This is a genomic window from Blautia sp. An249 (genome assembly GCF_002159835.1).
Lineage (GTDB): Bacteria > Bacillota > Clostridia > Lachnospirales > Lachnospiraceae > Blautia_A > Blautia_A avistercoris.
On record NZ_NFJL01000014.1, the window covers coordinates 26,397 to 48,794 of the forward strand.

General features: G+C 46.9%; 19 protein-coding genes and 1 pseudogene. 19 read left to right on the forward strand and 1 reads right to left on the reverse strand.

Features of this window, described 5'->3' with window-relative positions; genetic code table 11:
- The first annotated feature begins 108 nt into the window (after positions 1-108).
- The 5 genes and pseudogenes from B5F53_RS13215 to B5F53_RS13235 form a co-directional block, all read left to right on the forward strand.
- The gene (locus B5F53_RS13215; RefSeq protein ID WP_087224202.1) at positions 109-882 is read left to right on the forward strand and encodes an energy-coupling factor transporter transmembrane component T family protein; all 774 of its coding nucleotides are present in this window, start codon (positions 109-111) and stop codon (positions 880-882) included.
- A gap of 2 nt (positions 883-884) precedes the next feature.
- Positions 885-2,351 carry an ABC transporter ATP-binding protein gene (locus B5F53_RS13220; RefSeq protein ID WP_204246938.1) on the forward strand — a complete coding sequence of 489 codons (1,467 nt, stop codon included), beginning with the start codon at positions 885-887 and terminating at the stop codon, positions 2,349-2,351.
- Positions 2,352-2,366: 15 nt separating this feature from the next.
- Complete coding sequence (locus tag B5F53_RS13225) at positions 2,367-4,151, forward strand: ABC transporter ATP-binding protein (protein WP_087224206.1); 1,785 nt, start codon at positions 2,367-2,369, stop codon at positions 4,149-4,151.
- Positions 4,152-5,900, forward strand: a complete 1,749-nt coding sequence (locus B5F53_RS13230; RefSeq protein WP_087224208.1) for an ABC transporter ATP-binding protein — start codon at positions 4,152-4,154, stop codon at positions 5,898-5,900.
- Positions 5,901-5,915: 15 nt separating this feature from the next.
- Positions 5,916-6,059, forward strand: a pseudogene (locus tag B5F53_RS13235) (metal-dependent transcriptional regulator); the annotation flags it as partial.
- An 87-nt stretch (positions 6,060-6,146) separates the two neighbouring features.
- Here B5F53_RS13235 and B5F53_RS13240 read toward each other — a convergent pair.
- Positions 6,147-7,115, reverse strand: a complete 969-nt coding sequence (locus B5F53_RS13240) for an AraC family transcriptional regulator (protein WP_087224210.1) — start codon at positions 7,113-7,115, stop codon at positions 6,147-6,149.
- A 187-nt stretch (positions 7,116-7,302) separates the two neighbouring features.
- Between B5F53_RS13240 and B5F53_RS13245 the strand changes: the two genes are divergently transcribed.
- The 14 genes from B5F53_RS13245 (at position 7,303) to B5F53_RS13310 (ending at position 22,245) form a co-directional block, all read left to right on the forward strand.
- A complete protein-coding gene (locus tag B5F53_RS13245; protein ID WP_087224212.1) occupies positions 7,303-7,914 on the forward strand; it encodes an MptD family putative ECF transporter S component in 612 nt (203 codons plus the stop codon).
- A complete protein-coding gene (locus B5F53_RS13250; protein WP_087224214.1) occupies positions 7,911-8,636 on the forward strand; it encodes an energy-coupling factor transporter transmembrane component T in 726 nt (241 codons plus the stop codon). Before B5F53_RS13245 ends, B5F53_RS13250 begins: the two co-directional genes overlap by 4 nt.
- Positions 8,633-10,105 carry an ABC transporter ATP-binding protein gene (locus tag B5F53_RS13255; protein WP_087224216.1) on the forward strand — a complete coding sequence of 491 codons (1,473 nt, stop codon included), beginning with the start codon at positions 8,633-8,635 and terminating at the stop codon, positions 10,103-10,105. Before B5F53_RS13250 ends, B5F53_RS13255 begins: the two co-directional genes overlap by 4 nt.
- Before the next feature lie 3 nt (positions 10,106-10,108).
- Entirely contained in the window at positions 10,109-11,917 is a 1,809-nt protein-coding gene (locus tag B5F53_RS13260) for an ABC transporter ATP-binding protein (RefSeq protein ID WP_087224218.1), read from the forward strand.
- A complete protein-coding gene (locus tag B5F53_RS13265) occupies positions 11,910-13,664 on the forward strand; it encodes an ABC transporter ATP-binding protein (RefSeq protein ID WP_330396206.1) in 1,755 nt (584 codons plus the stop codon). The genes B5F53_RS13260 and B5F53_RS13265 overlap by 8 nt, the downstream gene beginning before the upstream one ends.
- Before the next feature lie 12 nt (positions 13,665-13,676).
- The gene (locus B5F53_RS13270) at positions 13,677-14,048 is read left to right on the forward strand and encodes a metal-dependent transcriptional regulator (RefSeq protein WP_087224220.1); all 372 of its coding nucleotides are present in this window, start codon (positions 13,677-13,679) and stop codon (positions 14,046-14,048) included.
- Positions 14,049-14,372: 324 nt separating this feature from the next.
- Positions 14,373-14,933, forward strand: a complete 561-nt coding sequence (locus B5F53_RS13275) for a TetR/AcrR family transcriptional regulator (protein WP_087224222.1) — start codon at positions 14,373-14,375, stop codon at positions 14,931-14,933.
- Positions 14,934-15,068: 135 nt separating this feature from the next.
- Entirely contained in the window at positions 15,069-16,397 is a 1,329-nt protein-coding gene (locus B5F53_RS13280; RefSeq protein ID WP_087224298.1) for an MATE family efflux transporter, read from the forward strand.
- Between the two features lie 222 nt (positions 16,398-16,619).
- Positions 16,620-17,234, forward strand: coding sequence for a TetR/AcrR family transcriptional regulator (locus tag B5F53_RS13285; protein ID WP_087224224.1), 615 nt, complete (start codon positions 16,620-16,622; stop codon positions 17,232-17,234).
- 25 nt (positions 17,235-17,259) lie between these two features.
- The gene (locus B5F53_RS13290; RefSeq protein ID WP_087224226.1) at positions 17,260-17,472 is read left to right on the forward strand and encodes a cysteine-rich KTR domain-containing protein; all 213 of its coding nucleotides are present in this window, start codon (positions 17,260-17,262) and stop codon (positions 17,470-17,472) included.
- Between the two features lie 85 nt (positions 17,473-17,557).
- The gene (locus B5F53_RS13295) at positions 17,558-19,306 is read left to right on the forward strand and encodes an ABC transporter ATP-binding protein (RefSeq protein ID WP_087224228.1); all 1,749 of its coding nucleotides are present in this window, start codon (positions 17,558-17,560) and stop codon (positions 19,304-19,306) included.
- The gene (locus B5F53_RS13300) at positions 19,303-21,051 is read left to right on the forward strand and encodes an ABC transporter ATP-binding protein (protein WP_087224230.1); all 1,749 of its coding nucleotides are present in this window, start codon (positions 19,303-19,305) and stop codon (positions 21,049-21,051) included. Before B5F53_RS13295 ends, B5F53_RS13300 begins: the two co-directional genes overlap by 4 nt.
- Before the next feature lie 67 nt (positions 21,052-21,118).
- Positions 21,119-21,706: an MptD family putative ECF transporter S component gene (locus tag B5F53_RS13305; RefSeq protein WP_087224300.1), complete on the forward strand. Its 588-nt coding sequence runs from the start codon at positions 21,119-21,121 to the stop codon at positions 21,704-21,706.
- Positions 21,706-22,245 carry an energy-coupling factor transporter transmembrane component T gene (locus tag B5F53_RS13310; RefSeq protein ID WP_242970317.1) on the forward strand — a complete coding sequence of 180 codons (540 nt, stop codon included), beginning with the start codon at positions 21,706-21,708 and terminating at the stop codon, positions 22,243-22,245. The genes B5F53_RS13305 and B5F53_RS13310 overlap by 1 nt, the downstream gene beginning before the upstream one ends.
- Positions 22,246-22,398 lie beyond the last annotated feature (153 nt).

The window sequence follows — 22,398 nt, forward strand, 5'->3', positions numbered from 1 at the left end:
TACAGCCCCCTGAAATTTATCGGACAAAACGCAGGCAAGCGGGATGCCTGATTTCAGAGCGCGGGGCAAAAAAGTCCCGCGCTTCGATTTTTATAGGGAGGCATCGGAATGGAAGAAACACAAATCAAACAGATGATTGAGCGTCAATCCCTACACGGTTCGGCGCTTCTGGACCCACGCTGCAAAATACTGCTCCTGGTCTGCATCGGCTTTGTCAGCTATTTTCTGGCTGGTGAAGTTGTCAGTCTGGCCCTGATGCTGGTTTATGGTCTGTTCATCGCATTCGGTAATGGTGGGAAATGGGCATTGAAAATGATTGTGTCATATATCATTGTAGCCTATCTTAACGCATTGCTTCGCTATGTGCAGGTACCGGTTTTGAGTGTGATTATGAGCGTTTTTGGCGTAACGGTTCTGAAACTTATCCCCATTGTGATGATGGGACTGTGGATATTGCGGACAACCTACATGGATGATTTGATGGTGTCCCTTCAGCGAATGAGATTGCCGCAGGCGGTCACAATTCCGCTGGTAGTCATGTTCCGCTATATTCCGACCTTGCGGATTGAATACAGGCAAATCCGCAATACAATGGACATTCGGGGGATCAGTGATACTCTTTGGAAACGGGTATCTCATCCACTCGCAACCATTGAGTACATTTTGATACCGCTGTTAATGCGGTGCCTGAAAGTAACTGATGAATTAGCGGCGTCTGGAACAACACGAGGGCTGGAGCTTGAGTGTAAGCGTTATGCGCTGCGCCCAATCCGTTTTTCCTGGCCGGAGATTGCGGTTTCCCTGCTCGGCATTCTCTTTTTGGCTGTTTTGCTGTTCCTTGACCAGACGAAAATCGGTGAAATTATTTTGTGGAGGGTTTGACGATGATCTCATTTCAAAATTTCAGCTTTCGTTATGAAGAAAGCCAGGATTTCACCCTTCACAAGATTGATATGACCATAAAGACCGGTGAGTTTATCCTTCTGACCGGACGCAGCGGCTGTGGAAAGACAACGCTGATCCGTTCGCTCAATGGCCTTATTCCGCACTTTTATCCGGGCGAAATGAAAGGCGATATTCTGATGGATGGACATTCTCTGTTAGAAATGCAGCCTTCACAGTTGGCGGGGCAGGTTGGAACCGTATTTCAAGACCCGCGTTCCCAGTTTTTTATGACGGATACTACACGGGAACTGGCCTTTGGCTGTGAAAACCTCGGTCTGAGCCGCGAGGAAACGATTGATAGGATTGCAAAATCAACAAAGGAGTTGGAGTTGGCGGATTATTTGAACCGGAGCATTTTTGCCCTGTCCAGCGGGGAGAAACAGCAGATTGCAATCGGTTCCGTCTACGCGCTTGCCCCAAAGGTTTATATTTTCGATGAGCCATCGGCGAACCTGGATTATGCGGCTACCAAACGGCTGGCTGAGATTATGGGGAAACTCAAAAAGAAGGGATATACGATTTTTGTGGTAGAACATCGTTTCTACTATCTGCGGGAATGGATTGACCGGGTATTTCTTATTCAAGACGGGCAGATTGAACAGGAATTTACAAAGGAAGAATTTTGCGCTCTGCCGGAAGAAACCCGCATTTCTTATGGTCTGCGGACAGCATATCCTGAGCGTGACGCAGAACATTACCGGGGAAAGGAACGTGCTGATAACGGAACACATCTCCTGAAAGTAAATAGTTTAGGGTTTTCCTACAAGAAAGGGCCAGAGGTGTTTCAGAACGTCAGCTTTGAGGCTCACGCAGGAGATGTGATTGGTATTCTGGGCCATAACGGGGCAGGGAAAACAACACTTCTTTCGATTTTGACCGGCCTCTTAAAGCAGCAGCATGGCGAGGTTTGCTTTGATGGAAAGAAACTTTCCCCCAGGCAGCGGCGGGCGCTTTCCTATCTTGTGATGCAGGATACAGACTATCAGCTTTTTGCCAGCAGCGTAGAAGATGAACTTTCTCTGGGAATAAAAGAGGACTGCAAGGAAAAAGTTGATGCCACATTGAAAGCTCTGGAACTTTCAGAATACCGGGAAAGGCATCCGGCCTCTCTTTCCGGCGGGCAAAAACAGCGGGTAACGATTGGAGCCGCAATCGTAAAAGACAGCCCGGTGATCTACTTTGACGAGCCTACCAGCGGTCTGGATTATGATTCTATGGTACGCGTCAGCCGCTTAATCGAACAGCTTTCAAATTCCGGGGTGATTGTTTTTGTAGTGTCCCATGATTTTGAGTTTATCGTCCGTACTTGTACCGAAGTGGTTCAACTGGACGATCACGGAGCGATTCAAAACCACAGGCTTTCGCCGGAAATTTTGAAAGCTCTGTCTGAAAAGTATTTTACCTGATGGGAGGTTGTGATTATGTTTCAAAAAGTATTTGAATATGCCGGTCCCCATAAAAAGGGGCTTTATGCGGCAACGGCGGTGGTACTGGTCAGCGTCTTAATGGGGGTTCTTCCTTTCGTGCTGGCTTATCAGGTCATCGCGCCGTTGGTTATGGGAGATGCAATAGATGTGTCATTCATGATTCTGCGCGTGATTCTGGTTTTCGTGTGCCTGGTGCTGCAAGCCATTCTCTACGGCGTTGGCTTAAATATTTCGCATAAGGCAGCTTATGACACCCTGCTCCGCCTGCGAACCGCCCTGCAAAAGCGGTTTGAAAAGCTGCCGCTTGGTGTAATCCAGGACAAAGGCACCGGCACAATCAAGAAACTGTTTGTGGATGATGTGGACAGCCTGGAAGTTTTACTGGCTCACTCCATGCCGGAAGGGATTGCTAATCTGATGATCCCGATTGCGGTTTATGTGGCAATGTTTTTTGTGGACTGGAAACTGGCGCTGCTGTCGCTGGCGTCTATCCCCATAAGTCTGATTGCTATGATGACCATGTACTCGGTGGGCATGAAAAAAATGGGGCCCTATTATATGGCCGGCCAGAAGATGAACAACACCATCATCGAGTACATTAACGGTATGGAGGTTGTCAAGGTATTCAATAAGGATGCAGATTCCTATGAACGGTTCCGCAAAGACGTATCGGATTATTGTGACTACACTCTGGCATGGTATAAGGCGGCATGGCCTTGGATGGCAATTTACAGCAGCCTGTTGCCCTGTACGATTATCCTGACCCTGCCGCTGGGAGCATGGTTTGTCCTTTCCGGCTGGTCTGCCCTGCCGGATTTGATCTTGATACTGTGCCTTTCCCTGAGTATCGGTATGCCGCTGCTTAAATCTCTCGGATTCCTGCCCACCATGCCACAGCTTAATTACAAGATTTCAGCATTGGAGCAGGTTTTGGACGCGCCGGAGCTTCGGCAGACTGACGATGGATTCCACGGCAAAGATAACACGATTGCTTACGACCATGTTTCTTTTGCCTATCAGACCATGCAGCCTGGCCCGGGCGGAAAGCCCATGGTGGTGGAGGATGAGGTACTCCATGATATTTCTTTTGTTGCAAAAGCCGGACAGAAAACGGCCCTGGTGGGAGAGTCCGGCTCGGGCAAAAGCACTCTGGCGAAACTGCTTATCCATTACCATGACCCGCAAAAAGGAAGTATTTCCATCGGCGGACAGAACCTTTCCGACATGAGCCTGGAAGCTCTGAACAGCCGTATTTCCTATGTGGCGCAGGATCAATACCTGTTCAACACCTCTCTGCTGGAGAATATCCGCATTGGACGGTTGAATGCTACCGATGAGGAGGTCTTGGAGGCAGCGCGCAAGGCCCAGTGCATGGAGTTTTTGGAGAAGTTGCCCCAGGGTATCCATTCCATGGCGGGCGATGCGGGAAAGATGCTTTCCGGCGGCCAGCGGCAGCGTATTTCTCTGGCTCGTGCTATCTTGAAGGATGCCCCTATTGTGGTGCTTGACGAGGCCACCGCCTACGCTGACCCGGAGAATGAGGAAAAGATGGAAACGGCCATTGCGGAACTGGTGAAGGGCAAGACCCTGGTGGTTATTGCGCATAAATTGCCTGCCATTATGAACGCTGACCAGATCTGCGTGATGGCTCACGGAAAGATGGTGGCAACAGGCAGACATCAGGAACTGATCCAATGCTGCCCGGAATATCAGAAGTTGTGGAAGGCGGCGCAGGACAGCGCCGAATGGAAAGTCCACACCGCAAAGGAGGGGAAATAAATGTTTGCATTGTTTTCAAGAATTTTGAAACTATCCGGCCGTTATAAAGGCCGCATCCAGGGTGCGTTTGTTTGTGCGTTTCTGGAATCTATCCTGGCCAAAATGCCGATTTTCCTGGCCTTTGTAGTTTTAAGCGGCTTTGCTGCAGGAACCCTGACCGGACAGACCTGCCTCTATGTAGGCATCGGCCTCGCTGCGTCGGTGCTGGTGCAGATGCTTGTCCATTATCTCAGTGACAGCCTGCAAAGTGCGGCGGGATATTTGCTGTTTGCAGATAAACGCATGGAACTGGGCGGTCATCTGCGGAAACTTCCTATGGGTTATTTTACTTCTGGAAATATCGGCAAGATAAGCTCTGTACTCAGCACTGATATGGTGTTTATTGAGGAAGTGGCTATGAGTACCCTGGGCAATATGATGAGTTATCTGTTATCTTCTCTGGTTTTGCTGGCGTTTATGTTCTATTTAAACTGGCAGCTCGGTCTGATTGCTGCGGCTGTAACAGTTTTCGCATGGCTGGTGTCCAGGGGAATGAATAAAGTTTCCTTGCGGGAGGCCGCAGGACGCCAGGAACAGAGTGAACGTCTGACAGATGCAGTCCTGTCCTTTGTGGAGGGGATTGGCATAATTAAAAGTTATAACCTTTTAGGTGAAAAATCGGAAGAACTGACTGGAAATTTCAGACGGTCCAGAGATACATCCCTTGCTTTTGAGCGAAAAATGACCCCGTGGACCGTAGGGCTCAACGTGCTCTATGGTATTGGCATAGCGGCGATTTTCGGCCTGTCTATTGTGCTGGAACAAAATGGTTCGTTTTCTCTGGCCTATGTGCTGGGTGTCCTGCTGTTTGTATTTGACCTTTTTGGTCCACTGAAAGCACTCTATGGGGAAGCGTCCCGCCTGACAGTAATGAACGCAGCTCTGGATCGTATTGAAGCGGTTCTGGATGAGCAGGAACTTCCCGATACCGGCAGGCAGCACCTTCCGACACAGGCTCAGCCGGGACAGCCGGAAGTACAATTTCAGGATGTCGCTTTCGCTTATCAGGAGAAAGAAGTGCTGCATCATATCAGTTTTGATATGAACAAAAATTCCATGACAGCTTTGGTAGGGCCTTCCGGCGGAGGCAAGTCTACCATTGCAAATCTGCTGGCCCGTCTATGGGATGTGAAGTCCGGCAAAGTGACCATCAGAGGCATAAATATTCGAGATATACCGCTGTCCGAATTGATGGAGCAGATCAGTATGGTCTTTCAACGGGTATATCTGTTCCAGGACACCATCTATAACAATATCAGTATGGGAAAACCGGATGCTACTGAGGAAGAAGTCTATGAGGCAGCGAAAAAGGCGCGTTGTTATGATTTTATCATGGCTCTGCCGGATGGTTTCCAGACTGTTGTGGGTGAAGGAGGCGCTACGCTCTCCGGTGGGGAAAAACAACGTATTTCCATTGCACGCTGTATTTTGAAAGATGCACCGATTGTGATTTTGGATGAAGCCACGGCCAGCGTTGATACTGACAACGAGAGTTACATCCAGGAGGCCATTTCTGAATTGGTGAAAGGCAAGACGCTTCTGGTCATTGCACACCGGCTAAATACTATTCAAAGTGCTGACCAGATTTTAGTTATCAATAACGGCCAGATTGCACAGCGTGGCACTCACGAGGGACTTTTGAATCAGCCGGGTATTTATCAGGATTTTGTAAATATCCGAAAAAATGCTGCCGGCTGGAGTTTAACTTGATAGAAGGAGGTCTTAATGAAACTTCATGCGTCCGGGGAGGACTATCTGGAAACCATCCTTGTTCTCCAAAAGAAACTCGGCATGGTGCGCTCCGTAGATGTGGCCCGGCACATGGGAGTGTCAAAGCCCAGCGTGTGCCATGCGGTGGCAACTTTGCGGTACAATATTTCAGAAGGCACTTTTTGACTGTAAAATAACCTAAAAGTCCGAGATTGTTCCCATGACCTTAGGAGGACAGCTCCCATTTTATTTCCGCAGCGCAGTTTTTCTGTACTCCAACGGCAGCAATCCGGTACTCTTGCGAAACAATTCAGCGAACCTGCTTGAAGTTGAGTACCCAACCGTTTGGGCAACTTGTCCTACGGTCAACTCTGTATATGCCAGCAGATATTCTGCCTGGCTCATACGCCGCTGCTGAATATACTCTGTGATGGTGCAGTCGTAGTATTTTTTAAAGCAGCTTTTCAGCTTTGTCGTTCCCATACAGGCGATCTGCGCCAGCCGTTCCAGCGGAATATCACAAGCATAGTGGTCGCTAAGATAAGCGCCGACCGTCTGGATACTTTCCACATCCTGCCGCGAGAGCTTATGGGCTGGTTTATCAGGATGTTTCTTCTGGTATTCCACCACCATTGAAACCGCCTCCGCGACTTTCCCCTCATAAAAAAGTTTTGCGGCAATCCCTTCCCCGCGATAGTCCTTAATCTCTGTGAGCAGCCGCGACATTTCCGGGAAATCTGCAGTCTGATCGATTTTACGAAAAGCGTCAACGGGATTGAGCTGTGCTTCTGGATACAGCTTTTTCAGATAATCCTCATAGTAGGCAGGCGTGATTTCAATCCCAATCGAACGGATCGGAATATTTTTATGGATCAATGCTTTATAGGGCGCATAGCCTCCGATAAAGGTTTTGATACAACCGGCAGACAGCCTGCGGTATGGCGATAATTCTTCTCCGGAGATGGAGTCATATCGGGTGATACTCAAACATTCCGGCAGAGAAAATTCCAGCATGAAATCCTTATGGAAGGAAAAATTATGGATTTTAATATCATATAGGTCTTTCTGCCCGTAAGTCCAGTAGGTACCTTCTCCGATTTCGGGAGAGAGTTTCCAGCAGACACCTAATGCCCCGTATTGCCGGTCATCCGGATCACGGATAAAACCATGTTCCATCAGCAAAGGCGTATAAAACTGGTCAATAATTTCAGACATGAAAACAGACCGCCTCCTTTTTGCAACGATTGGACGAACTTTTGAAAGGAACGGACGAATATTGCCGGAACCTATTGAATGTTGTTCGACACAAGCGTACTGTATTAGATGATGGTTAGCGGAACCTAACCAAAGAATATCACAAACCACTTGTCGAGTCAAGACAACGAAAGGTAGGAGGATCAAAATGAGTAATCAAGCAAATTCTATGAACAAGGGTCTGACGGTGAAAGACCTGGTAACGACAGGCATTTTTACTGCGTTGGTATTCGTTTTCGTCTTAGTGGGAGGTATCTTTTTTGCGCCTAACCCAGTGCTTACATTTTTCATGCCAGCCGGGAGCGGCTTACTTACCGGGCCAGTCTTTTTGTTGATGATCGCCAAGGTTCAGAAACGGTGGAGCCTCTCCATCCTGGGCGTTGTAATCTGCATGATCTGGTTCGTGACCGGTATGCACTGGGCCTTTGCGTTAGGCTATCTGATGATGGCGGTTGTCGCTGATTTTGTTGCCGGTGCAAGACAGTACAAGAGCAAGGAGCTGAATAGCCTGGCGTATATCCTGTTCTCCCTGGGCGGAACGGGATCGTACATTGTTTTCTTTGCCGATCCCAACGGATGGGCGCAGACCATGCTTGGGAATGGAACGGAACAAAGCTACATTGACACCATGCAGGCAACTGCCAACACCGGCATTCTGATCGCTATGTTTGCCGCCGCTATTATTACATCTGCAATCAGCGCCTTTGTAGGCTGTAAAATGCTGAAAAAGCAGTTTGAAAAGGCGGGTATCACAGCATGAGCGGAGAACGCCAGAAGAAAGGGCTTTGGCTTGACCCACGGGCCAAGCTCTTGCTTATCCTGATATGTGTTTTGGCGTCCATGTTTGCCCCTTCTCTCACATACCAATTTGTCCTTGTTGTACTGATTGCGGTATTGGGAGCCTTCTTTGGAAAATGGAAATATGTCCTCAAGGCAGTATGCTTTTATGCGGTTATATGTGTTCTGACAGTCTGGATTATGGCTGAAATGACAGGGACACTGCGGACGATGTTCATCGCCTTTTTAGGTTTGTTCCATAAAGTCTATGCTTGCGGAACACTGGCCGGTATAGTTTTGACAACCACAAAAGTCAATGAATTTCTGTCAGGGATGAACCGTGCCCATGCGCCGAAAAAATTAGTCATCCCCCTGGCAGTCATGCTGCGGTATATTCCAACCATTCAAGAGGACTGGCATTATATCAAGGACGCTATGCGGATGCGGGATGTTTCTCCTTCTCTGGCGGGGTTCCTGGCGCATCCGGGCATGATGGTTGAGTGTATCTATGTGCCCTTGATGATGGCGGCTTCAAAAGCGGCGGATGAACTTTCCATCGCCTCTGTCACCCGTGGAATTGAAAATCCCCATCCCCGCACCTGCCTTGTCCAGATAAAATGCGGAGCTGCTGATTGGGGAGCTATGGCTGTTGCTGTATCTTTTCTGATTTTTGAGTTGTGTGTGCGGGGAGGTGTGATTGGTTGATCGAGTTTGAAAATGTATCGTTTTCCTATACCGGGCAGGAACATGACGGGCTGCGCGGCATCAATCTGAGGATTTCGGACGGAGAATGCGTCCTGTTCTGCGGCCGCAGCGGGTGCGGAAAGACAACCATTACAAGACTGGTAAACGGACTAATCCCTCAGTTTTACCAGGGAGAACTTCAGGGCCGTGTGCTGGTAGACGGTCAGGAAATCAGCAACCTTCCCATGTACCAGATTGCCGCAAAGGTTGGTTCGGTCTTTCAAAATCCACGGACACAGTTTTTCAATGTGGATACCGACAGCGAGATTGCCTTTGGGATTGAAAATGAGGCCCGTCCTTCACAAGAGCTGATAAAGCGAGTGGAACAGACAAGCGAAGACCTGCGTATTCAAAAACTGCGTAACAGGAATATTTTTGAACTGTCTGGCGGTGAAAAGCAGAAAATCGCCTTCGCTTCTGTTTACGCCATGAACCCGCAGATTTATTTACTGGATGAACCGTCCTCTAATCTGGATATGACTTCTATTCTGGAGTTGAGGGAACATTTGCGGCTGATAAAAAAACAGGGCAAAACGGTTTTGATAGCGGAACACCGGCTGTACTACCTGATGGAACTGGCCGACCGGATCGTTTATCTGGAAAAAGGAGAAATCAAAGGGATTTATACCCCGGAAGAATTTCAACAGCTATCGGAACAGGAGCGTGAACGCATGGGTCTGCGGGCAGTCGATCTGCGGGCGGTATTTCCACCCAAAACTTGCTCGCTTGCCCCTATCCCGGTATTGGAGCTGCGGAATGTGACGCTCCGTTACAAGAAACGAACTATTTTGCATGATATTAACTTATCCGCAGGAAAAGGTGAAGTGATTGGCGTGGTCGGTCATAACGGGGCCGGAAAGACTACATTTTCCCGCGCTCTCTGCGGGCTTCACAAAGACAGCGATGGGCAATTCTTATGGGAAAGTAAGCTGATGGAGCGCAAGACAAGATTGAAACGCTCCTATATGGTGATGCAGGATGTAAATTATGAGCTTTTTGCCGAAAGCGTAGAGGCAGAGTGCTCCTTTGGCATCCGTAATCCAGATCAAACGCTGGTAAATGCGACTTTGGAGGAACTGGGGCTTAGCCCATACCGGGAACGCCATCCGAACACACTCTCCGGCGGTCAAAAGCAGCGAGTGGCCGTCGCGGTCAGCATGATCTGTGGGAAGGATTTGCTGGTATTTGACGAGCCAACCAGCGGCCTGGACTTTGACAGCATGACCCAGGTGGCAGGACTGATCCATCGGTTATCCGATATAGGAAAGATTATTTTCGTTGTCACCCATGATTTTGAATTTGTCTGCCGGACTTGCTCCCGTGTCCTGCATTTTGACGAGGGCGAAATGCCCGATGATGTACCAGTTACAATGGATGCCCTCCCGAAATTGAGAGAGCTGTTCTCTGTTTCAGATGGAAAGGAGAGGTGATCTATGAGGCAGAAAAAAGAGAACCGGGTAGCGTTGCTGCTCCATTGGGCCGGAGGACAAAAGGTATGGTTGTTTCTGGCAGTACTTCTGGCGATGGCCGGAGGCCTGTGTATTGTGGTGCCATATATTGAAATTTACCGGCTGATGGACGCCGCCTTTAGCGGGACCTGCACGTTAGAACTGATGGTGCGGGTTGTGGCTGCTGTGACTGCGGCTGTGGTACTCCGATTTATGCTGTTTGGGGCGTCTGGGGTGGTATCTCACAAGGGAGCCTATGGCGCACTGTTCAAGGTTCGCTGCATGGTAGCGGAGCATATGGCTAAGGTGCCGCTGGGAGCGTTGAATGAACGGCGGACCGGGGACATTAAGACCGTGCTGAATGAGGACATCGAAAAGCTGGAACTATTTTTAGCTCACAATCTGCCGGATTTGGTCTGCTATCTGGTGGGACCAGTGGTGGTTTTTACTTATCTAATGACTGTTAATATCCCGCTGGCCTTGATTTCCCTTATTCCGCTGGCTCTGGCCATAATGGTGATGGGGATGATGTTCCGCAACACGGACGATCTGATGGATCGGGCTAACCGTTCCATCACTACGCTGAACTCTGTCATGATTGAATATATCAGCGGCATGAAATTGATTAAAGCCTATAATATGGGGAGTAAATCGTTTCAGAAGTTTTCCGGCGCTATCCAGGAAGAAAACGCCATGTGGAATGAAACGTCCCGGCGTATGGGGCCGCCCTATGCGGTTTTTGTAGTTATTATTGAATGTGGGATGCTGCTGATGGTTCCAATCGGCGGGATGTTTTTCCTGAAAGGCTCGCTGGCAGCCAGTGCGTTTCTGCTGTTTGTTTATGTGGGTTCCATGTATCTGACAGAAATCCGGCCATTACAGGAGCTAGGAACAAATTTCGCTAATGTACTCAATGCGGTTACTAAGACCAAAGAGATACTGGATATTCCCATTTATAAGGTGAATGGCTCCGAAGGGGGCAGGGAGGGCAGCCTGGGCCGTGAGGGTGGAACCGATTTCCCCCAAAATCACGATATTGAACTTCGGAATGTTCGTTTTTCCTATGATGGCAAGACCGATGTACTGCAAGGTGTCAACCTCAAAATCAATGACGGGGAACGCATGGCTCTTGTGGGACGATCCGGCGCCGGTAAAAGCACAGTGATCGAACTGATTTCCCGGTTTTACGATGTGCAGGAGGGTGAAGTGCTGATTGGCGGGAAAAATGTCAAGGAGCTGGATTACGATACCATTCTGAAGAATGTAGCCATCGTATTCCAAAAGACATTTCTCACCCGCGACAGTGTGCTGGAAAATATCCGTATGGGCAGCAACGCTACTTTGGAAGAAGTGCGGGCAGCCGCAAAAGAGGCACAGATTGATGCGTTCATCATGTCTTTGCCAGATGGATATGACACGAAGGTGGGCAGCTTCGGCTCCCGCTTCTCCGGCGGTGAAAAACAGCGGATTGCCATTGCCCGCGCTATCCTGAAGAACGCCCCCATTTTGATTTTGGACGAAGCCACAAGCGCCTCAGATCCGGAAAACCAGATGGAGATTGATAAAGCCATTCAAAATCTTTGTAAGGGCAAAACAGTTATTGTGGTAGCGCACCGTTTGAGCGCATTGAAAATGTGCAGCCGGGTGGCCGTGGTGGAAAACCATACGATTACCAGCGCTGGCACTCATGAGGAAGTCAGAAAGAACAACGCCTACTATCGAAAAGCGTGGGAGGATTACGAAGCGGCCCGAAATATTACTTATCAGTTGGAAGGAGGCGAGCTGGATGAATGAGCACAAGGTGAATGGTCAAGAAGGAGTCGGAGAGGGTGGCATGAGCCATGATGTATTAAAAAAGAACCGCAATTTTTATATTGGCGTTGGCGGAACCGTCCTGGAAGGGCTTCTCTCCGGCAGCCTGTTCATGCTTCTTTACTCTGTCATGCAGTTTCTGTGGTCAGGGCAGTTTGACATGAACCGGGCTTTGCTATTGACTGGTGTAATTGCAGTCATTTTCCTGCTTCGTATTCTGATTTACAGCTACGGCTATACCAAAGCGCAGATCGGCGGCGCAGAGGTCAGCAAAAACATCCGGCTTTTTATGGGCGACCATTTGAAGCGTATCCCGCTGTTCCGGTTTACTCAGGGACAGACCGGTGATTATATCAATGCCATTACAAGTGATGTAAACAACTATGAAAAAATCCTGACCCACAAAATCGGGGATCTGGCGAAAAACTTTGCCTTATCTATTATGCTGATCGTGTTTGTCATGACAGTCTGTGTTCCCGCCGGCCTGATCTTGCTGGCAGCGGATCTGCTCTTGCTTCCTGGCTTGTGGCTTTCTTTCCGTATGGTAAAGAAGTACGGCCAGGAAAAGAATGAGATTTGTGCGGAGAACGTCAGCAGTATTGTGGAGTATGTATCCGGCATCCAGACCTTCCGGGCCTATGGCGTGGGTGGCTTGAAGAACAAGACGGTCATCAACGCCATGAGGGATTTCTGCCGCATCAGCTTTATATATGAGGCCAAGGTACTTCCGGTGGGCGCAGGACTTGGCATCCTGATCTGGCTGTCCTGTCCGCTGGTCATCTGGATTGCTTATGCCCCGTGGAGCGTTGGGGCCATCGACACGGTTTCCTATCTGTTGGTCTGCATGCTGCCGCTGTTTTGCTCCAAACTGGCCAACGCCATTTTTGTAGACCTCACCAGCTATAAAAACCTGATGATCTCGAAAAATAAAATTCTCGGTGTAATGAATGAGCAGGAGGAAACAGGCAGCATGGAGCCGCTTCGGACAGCTACCCATGAAATTACCTTCGACAATGTGGACTTTTCGTATGTACCCGGAGAGCCGGTGCTGAAACACGCCACCTTTACGGTGCCGGACCAGAAGCTTACGGCCATTGTCGGGGACTCCGGTTCCGGCAAATCCACCATTCTGAACCTGATCGCAAAATACTACGAGGCGAATGGAGAAACCATTTCAATCGGTGACAAACCAATCAACCATGTGGCTGCCGAGCGTGTACTGGAACAAATCTCTATGGTAGATCAGGATGTGTTCCTCTTTGACGATACGATCCGGAACAATATTCGCCACGCTCGTTCCAATGCCACGGACGAGGAAATCGAGGCTGCCTGCCGGGAGGCTAATTGTGACAGTTTCATCCGTAAGATGGAGAAGGGCTATGATACGCCGACCGGTGAGAACGGAAACCTGTTGTCCGGCGGAGAGCGCCAGCGCATTTCAATCGCCCGTGCCATTTTGAAAAACAGCCCGATCCTGCTTTTGGATGAAGCAACAGCGTCCCTTGACATCGAGAATGAGTTGGCTGTGAAACAGGCGATTGCCAATCTTCTCAAAGAGAAAAAAACCGTGGTAATGATTGCTCATACTTTGTCCATCGTCAAAAATGCAGATCAAATCCTTGTGGTATCTGACGGGAAAATTGCTGAAGCCGGTACTCACGATGAACTGCTGGCGAAAGGTGGAAAGTATGCAGCTATGTGGAACGCCGAACAAAAAATTTCTGCTTGATTGGAGGTAACAATGAAACTTCATGCGTCCGGGGAGGACTATCTGGAAAGCATTCTTATTTTACAAAAGAAGCTTGGTATGGTGCGCTCCGTAGATGTGGCCCGGCACATGGAAGTGTCAAAGCCCAGTGTGTGCCATGCAGTGGCTACCTTGCGGGACGGCGGTTTTCTCACAATGGACAAAGATCGCTTTCTCCACCTGACCGATTTAGGCAGGGAAGCTGCCGAGCAGATTTATGAGAAGCACTGCTTCTTCACGGAGCAGCTGATTGCCGCAGGTGTTGACCCTAAGACAGCGGAGGCCGATGCCTGCCGGATGGAACACGTTATCAGCACCGAGAGCTTTTTGAGGCTGAAAGCGGCAGCTAAACAAGAGCAAGATTAGTAGAACCAATAGGGCAGACGATTCTACCTGATTTGACGGAAAAGTACTGCGGGAGGTGATCATCAGCAAAAAAGGAAAACAATCTCCTTACAAAACAGCCGGGCACTGTATTGGCCCGGTATCAACAAAATATTTGTTTGGCAGCCAAGTTCAAAAAGCGTAAGAAAACCAGACTGTATGAGGCATCGGATATAAATTCACAGAAATCCCAGGGGAAAGATCCTCTGGGATATTTTATGAGTGTTTAGTATGATGAATGAATGTTATTCATTGACATTTTTAGATAAAGGTATTATACTGATTGGTGGAAAGGAGGTTGAGGTTATGCGGGTTACAAAGGAACCGGAAGTGCGCAGGCAGGAGATTTTAGATACTGCCCTTAAATTGTTCGGGGAAAATGGATATGAAAGAACCTCGATTACAGATATAGCAAAAGCAATCGGTGTGGCACAAGGTCTGTGTTATCGCTATTTTCCATCCAAAGAAGCTCTGTTTGACAGCGCCATTGAACAATATGCGGATATCCTGGTGGCGCAGTTTACAGGTTCAGAAAAGAATAACGACAAAACTCTGCGTCAGATGATCGAAGAGATGACCTTCACTGTGGAAGAACGGAACACGCCATATTATTCTGTTTTTCACGGAGCAGAGAACAAAAAATTTCACGATCAGCTTTCTCTCAAAGTATGTGAAAAGCTGGTTCCCCTTGTAGAAAAGCTGCTGCAGCGGGCCAGACAAAAGGGTGAGCTCCAGTTTGACGATATACAGGCCGCTGCGTCGTTCTGCGTATATGGGCAGCTTGGCATCTTGCTGGCGCAAGATCTGACACAGGAAGAGAAGTCAAAAAGGATTCGTGAATTTCTTATCTTTGCGCTGCACCTTTGAAACAATCCCCCGCTTTGGACGGGGGAGGAAAATAAAAAAACCAAATAGGTATTTATCATGTGTCGCAATAAGCGGCTCATATTTTTACCAGTAAAATGAATGATATTCATTCATAAGAGAGGAAGGATGTTTATTATGAATGCTAGAATTGATTTTATTAATGGCAACACAAAGCGTTGTCTCATGGCAATGGCGCTCCCGATGATCGCAGCTATGTTTCTGAATATGATGTATAACTTTGTTGACAGCCTTTGGATCGGCAATTTGCTTGGAGAAACGGCCTATGCCGCTTTGACAAATTCCACCCCTGTCATTCTGGTTTTAACTTCTGTTGCGATGGGGGCGACCAATGGGGTATCTATTTTGATTTCTCAGGCTGTTGGGGCAAAGGACAGGAAAAGAACGGAAAGTCTGGTTGTCACATCGTTTTGTGTCGCAGTGGTTTTCGCTGTCCTTGTAACGGTTTTGCTTGAGGTTTTTCTTCCGGGGATTTTGAACGCACTGAATACCCCGGCTGAAACCTATGAAATGGCATACAGTTATCTGTCCATCTATGTACTTGGGTATCTGGCGGTTTATCTCTATTTATATTTTACTGCTGTTTTGCGCAGCTTTGGCAACTCTATGTTTCAAGCGGCGGCGATGCTGGTATCGACGATCTTAAACGCTATTCTTGATCCTATTTTTATTCACTTTCTTGGCTTTCACGGCGCGGCGATTGCAACGCTGCTTTCTCAGATGATTTGTCTGCTGTTTATGCTGATCTATCTGAAAAAGAAAAAATTGTTTGCGTTTAAAATCTCCGTATTTGACAGACACGATGTTTTGACGTTCATTCAAAAAGCAGTTCCCTCGGTCATTCAGCAGAGTATTCCGGCGATCAGCACGACGTTCCTCACGGCGCTCGTCAGCACATACAGCGTCACGGCAATAGCGGCTTACGGGGTAACAGGGAAGCTGGAAACCATTCTATTCTATCCGGCAATGGCGCTGAACATGGTCCTGACTACCATTATCGGACAGTGTGTTGGCGGCGCGCGATATGACCGGGCAAAAGACTATCTGAAATGTGCATTGGGATATGGCTGTGGCCTGTTGGTGCTCCTTTCTGTTTTGGTCGTTGGCTTTTCCAAACAGCTTTCTGGCCTATTCGTGAAAAGCAGTGATGTCGCAGTCATCGTGGGAACATATTTTTTGATCGTCAGCATTGGGTATGTTCTTAACACCGTTACAAATTGCTATCTGGGTATGCTCAATGGAATGGGGAAACCTTCCAAGAGTATGCTCCTGATGGTTTTCTATTATATTGTGGTACGGATGCCTCTGGCCTATTTGCTTTCCTGTTTAGGATTTGGCCTGAACGGGATTTGGGCTGCAGTGCTGGTTAGTCATGTAGTTGCCTGCATGACGGCTTCCGCAACGGGAACAATCATGGTCAAGAAGAAAATGGATACAAATTTGTGAGCCTGAAGACGAAGAACTTTCAAGATACAGAGTAATCAAAAGTATTAAGTTATTGCCGCGGCCAATTAGATTCTATTTTTATTGGCTGCGGCTATCTTTTTTGAGGAAATACGAAATCTCGATGCTCCTCTTGACAAGATGAATTTCTCTGTTATAATTAAAACATCGTTTTAAATACAGTGTTTTAAAAACGGTGTCTCAAAAGGGGAAGGTGGATCATCAATGGCAAGCAGAATCGAAGGGTTTGACGAAAAGATTCTTGCCTGCGCAAAGGAAGAATTTTTAGGAAAAGGCTACACGGACGCTTCTATACGGACGATTGCTCAAAACGCCGGTGTCAGTACCAGTACAATCTATACGCGGTATTCAGACAAGGAGGGACTGTTCCGTTTTCTTGTGGAACCAGCAGCCAATGGTCTGAAAGAGTTGCTGCAGCAAACGTTAAGTGGATTTTCTTCTTTGCCGGGAAACGAGCAGAATGAAAAATGTATGGAATATTCAAATCGCGGTTTTGAAGCTGTGATAGCATATATCTATAAATACTTTTCGGAATTTAAACTGCTGATTACCGGAGCGCCGGGGAATTATTATCAAGAATTTTTAGAAGATTTAGTAGAACTGGACACAGACTGTACAAAGAAATTTTTGATTCAAGCGAAAAGCAAAGCCCTGGCAGAGGGACGTATTACAGATGGGTTTTTACATGTTGTTTCCAGCGCTTTTTACTCTGGGATATTTGAAGTGGTAATCCACGATATGCCGATGGAAGAAGCGAAAAATTATATCAATGAGCTGCGTACCTTTTACGGGAATGGATGGAAAGAATATTATCAATAATAGGCGGGAAGAAGGTGCAATAGAAATGCAGAAAACGGAAGATTTTTGTGTGGACGAAAATGGCTGGATACATTGTCCGTTTTGTAAATGCAGAACAAGGACAAAAATACGGGCAGATACTTCTTTGAAAAATTTCCCCATATTTTGTCCGAAGTGCAAACAGGAATGTTTGATAGATGTTGACAATATGAAAATACGATTATCAGTAGTGCCAGACGCTAAGACGCAGAGCCGATAATTTGTTCATGGTAAAATACATGACAGATTATCGGCTTTTTCTTTTGAATATAGGTTAGCGGAATCTAACCGAAGGAGGGATTTGTATGAATCAGTCACAGGGCGGCAATCCATTTGGCAGACTTGTAGAGTTTGCGAAGCCGCATAAGACAGGGTATATCATTTCTGTCATCCTTGCTGTGCTGGGAGTTGCTTTTGGTATCGTTCCCTATTTTGCAACAGCGAAAATGACGATTGCGTTACTCTCTGGAAATCGGGATTTATCATTTTACATGGTTTGGTGCCTGATTTCCGGTGGCTGTTTTGTTTTCAAAGCAATCTTAATGGGAATTTCCACAAGGACATCCCATGAGGCAACTTTTGAAGTACTATCCGAGGCAAGACGGAAAATTGCTTCAAAACTTACCAGAGTTCCTATGGGGTATATCCTGGGCACTCCGTCCGGACAGTTAAAAAACGGTATGGTGGAACGAATCGAACAATTAGAAGTTCCTCTTGCCCATGTAATTCCGGAAATGACTTCTAATCTGCTCGTACCAATCGCAATTATCATTTATCTGTTTGTTTTGGACTGGCGAATGGCGCTTGTATCATTGATTACGATTCCGGTTGGAATGATGTGTTACATGGGAATGATGAAAGAGTACCCTAAGAAATACGGGGAGGTTGTAAAAGCAGGAAACCACATGAGCGCAACAACAGTAGAGTATATAGGCGGTATCGAAGTCATTAAGGCGTTCAATCAGGCTGATAATTCTTATCAGAAATTCACCAATGCAGTCCATGCAAATGCAGACCTGATTTTAGACTGGATGAAAGATACACAAAAATATTCGGCAATTATGATGAGTGTGTGGCCTGCGGCGCTTATCAGTGTGCTTCCAATAGGATGCTTGTTTTATATGAACGGTTCTTTGTCGGCGGCTGACTTTATTACGGTAACAGTCCTGTCGTTGGGGATTGCAGGCCCTATTGTAGCTGCCATGTTCTTCACGGATGATATTGCCAAAATAGGTACAGTAATGGGAGAGATTGACGGTATATTAAATCAGCCGGAGCTTGTCCGTCCAGAAGAAAAATGCGATTTACAAAACCTTACGATTTCTCTGGAAAATGTTCATTTTGCATACGATGAAAAAGAGGTGCTGAAAGGGATTGACCTGACAATTCCACAAGGGAAAATTACAGCTTTTGTAGGGCCATCCGGCAGCGGAAAGTCAACGATTGCAAAATTGATTGCGTCCTTTTGGGATGTGACCGGAGGATTGATTACGATTGGAGATAAAAGCATAAAAGAAATCCCCATCGACCAACTGAACGATTTGATTTCCTATGTATCACAGGACAATTATCTGTTTAACGACACGGTACGCAACAATATCCGCATGGGCAGACCTAAGGCAAGTGATTCCGAGGTAGAACAGATTGCAAAGGCTTCTGGCTGCCATGAGTTCATTATGAACCTTGAACACGGATACGAAACTGTGGTTGGCGGTGCCGGAGGGCATTTGTCCGGCGGAGAACGTCAGCGGATTGCGATTGCCAGAGCAATGCTGAAAAATGCCCCGATTGTTATCCTTGATGAAGCAACTTCCTACACTGACCCGGAGAATGAGGCAGTCATTCAGGATGCCATCAGCCGGTTGACAAAGGGAAAAACAATGATTGTCATAGCTCACCGGCTGTCAACAATTACGGATTCCGATCAGATTGTTGTTGTGAAAGACGGAATGATTCAGGCAAAAGGAACGCATAAGGAATTGTTGGAAAAATGCAGTCTTTATCATACGATGTGGGCGGCTCACATGGATGCGAAGGAGGTGAAAACGGCATGATACGTTCTTTTCGGAAATTCTTTCATTTTGCAGGCCGTCAGAGCCGGAATTGGTATTTGGGACTTCTTTATGAAATTATACGCTGCATTTTAGAGGCCCTGCAATTTGCTGCCCTTTTGGTTGTTTTGGACGGATTAGTTCGTGATGATATTACCACACAGACCGCGCTTCTTGCTTTTGGCATTATGTTAGCCAGTGTAATCGGAACCATTATTTTTTGGTATCTGGCACACGGAAAAGAGGGTGAAGGCAGTTATCGGATGTGTGAGGACAAGAGGATTCAGATTGGGAACCGCATGAAATATATGCCAATGGGTTATTTCAACAGCCACAGCCTGGGTAATCTCACATCCGTTGCAACGGCAACCATGAGTGATTTGGAAAGCATGTCCTTTGCTATTATTGTACGCACTTTGGTAGGTGTGATTCATGCCAGTATCTTTTCTATTGCTATGTGTTGTTTTAGCTGGAAGATCAGCCTGATTTTTTTGACTGGTGTAATCCTGTTTATGGTGATTAACACCATGCTCCTGCGCTGCTCCAAAAAATTATCTCCTATGCGGTTAGAAGCACAGACGGAGTTCATGGACGCCGTACTGGAATACATACAGGGAATGGGGGTTGTGCGGGCATTTCACATGGCAAAGCAATCAAATACCACGTTAGAAAAATCCATTGACGAAACGCAGAAAAAGAATCAGCTTATTGAAAGACAGCGAATTCCCTATATAGCAGCGGAGCAGGTTTGCTTACGCATCGCCAGCGCTATTGCTGCTTTCACTGCTATCGTGCTTTTTGTAAATGGTACGTTGGAATTGACATATTGCCTGATGATATTGGTATCGGCGTTTATGGTATATAGTCAGTTAGAAAGCGCGGGAGAAATGTTTTTTATGCTTTCGATGATTGACGCTTCTATTGACCGTGTGGAGGAAATCAATCAGAGTCCGCAGATTGATATTGACGGTAAAGAGCAGGCCCCTGCACGGTTAGACATTGAAATGCAGGATGTGAGCTTTTCTTATGGGGATAAAAAAGTAATCGACCATGTATCGCTTACCATTTTGCAGGGAACCACGACAGCGATTGTCGGCCCGTCTGGTTCTGGGAAAACGACATTGGTAAATCTGATTGCCCGCTTTTGGGATGTTGACAGCGGAAGTGTCCGTATCGGTGGGATTGATGTCAAAGATTATAAGCTGGACAGTCTGATGAAAAATATCAGTATGGTGTTCCAGAATGTATATTTGTTCCCGGATACGATTGAGAACAATATTAAATTCGGTTCTCCAAATGCCACTCATGAGGATGTAGTAAAAGCGGCAAAAGCGGCAAGGTGTCATGATTTTATCTTGGCATTACCGGATGGGTATCAGACAGTAATTGGCGAAAGCGGCGCAACCATTTCTGGCGGCGAAAAGCAGAGGATTTCTATTGCAAGAGCGATTATGAAAGATGCGCCCATTATTATTTTGGATGAGGCGACAGCAAATGTCGATCCCGAAAACGAAGCAGAGCTTCAGAAAGCGATTGAAGCATTAACACGGGGAAAAACCATCATTATGATTGCCCACCGCTTGAAAACCGTGAAAAATGCAAATCAAATCATCGTTATCGACCGAGGGAAAATCTCTCAACGGGGAACGCATGACGAGCTTATCAAACAGGCTGGTATATATGCGGATTTCGTTGGTATGAGAGAAAAGGCAATCGGTTGGAAAATCAAGGCAGACAGTCTTGCATAAAAGAAACACCCAAGGGTGTACCACAATGGTCAAAAAGATGACCAAAAAAATGAAAGGAGTTCCTACAATGGACAAGAAAAAATTAAACGCAAAAGATTTCATCAACATCGGTATCTTCACTGTCATCTATTTTGTGATGTTCTTCATTACCGGCATGATGGGCTACATTCCTATTTTTGCAGTCATCATCCCGTTGGTGCTGGGGATTCTGGGCGGCATCCCGTTCATGCTGTTTCTGACAAAGACCGGAAAATTTGGTGCTGCTACGATTATGGGTACACTTGTCAGCGTTCTCTGCTTTTTGATGGGCCAAAGCTGGATTTCGATTCCCTTTGGAATTATTTTCGGTTTCCTTGCCGATTTGATTTTTAAAGCAGGCGAGTATAAAAGCTGGAAACATACGGTGTTAGGATATTGTGTGTTTACGGAATGGGTGATCGGTTCCATGCTGCCGATGTGGATTATGAGAGATACTTTCTTTGAGGCATACAGAAGCAGCGGAGGTACGGATGAGTATATCAATGCTGTGATGAACCTTACAGCTAATTGGATGCTGCCGGTGGTTATTCTTTTAGGTATCGTTGGGGGCGTAATTGGCGCTTATCTGGGCAGGGCAATCCTGAAAAAGCACTTTGTGAAGGCGGGCATTGTCTAATGAAAACAGAATTATTACTGTCAGTTGATTCAAAGCAGCGTTTTTGGCTTGATCCAAGAACGAAGCTATATATGCTGGTGGTATTCAGCATTGTGATGATTGATGGAAAAACGGACGGTATTAGTTTCTGGTTAAAGCCTGTATTGGCGCTGATTCCCTTTTTCCTCCTGCTTTCGGGCAGGAGGAAAAAGGCTGCCATCATTTATCTGGTTGTTTTTGTTATCTCATGGACGGTAAATTTGTTTCTCGTTCCATATATGGGAGTGCTGGGAACAATCATAATATCGCTGTTGGCTCAATTTGGAACAAGATGGTTTCCCAGTGCTATGATGGGGTACTATCTTCTTTCGACAACAAAGGTTAGTGAATTTGTCCTTGCCATGCAGCGTATGCACATACCAGAGGCATTTATTATTCCATTTTCCGTCATGTTCCGATTCTTCCCTACCATATCCGAAGAAGCTGAATCTATCGGAAACGCTATGCGTATGAGAGGAATTACAGAAAAAATTTTTTTAAGCATCCGGGGGCCGTATTAGAATATCGAATTGTGCCTCTTATGATGTCGGTGGTGACAATAGGGAACGACCTCTCTGCCGCTGCTTTGACTAGGGGGTTAGGGAACGGGAAAAAACGTACAAGCATTTGCAAAATAGGCTTTTGCCGGAAAGACCTTGTTCTCATGCTCGTTG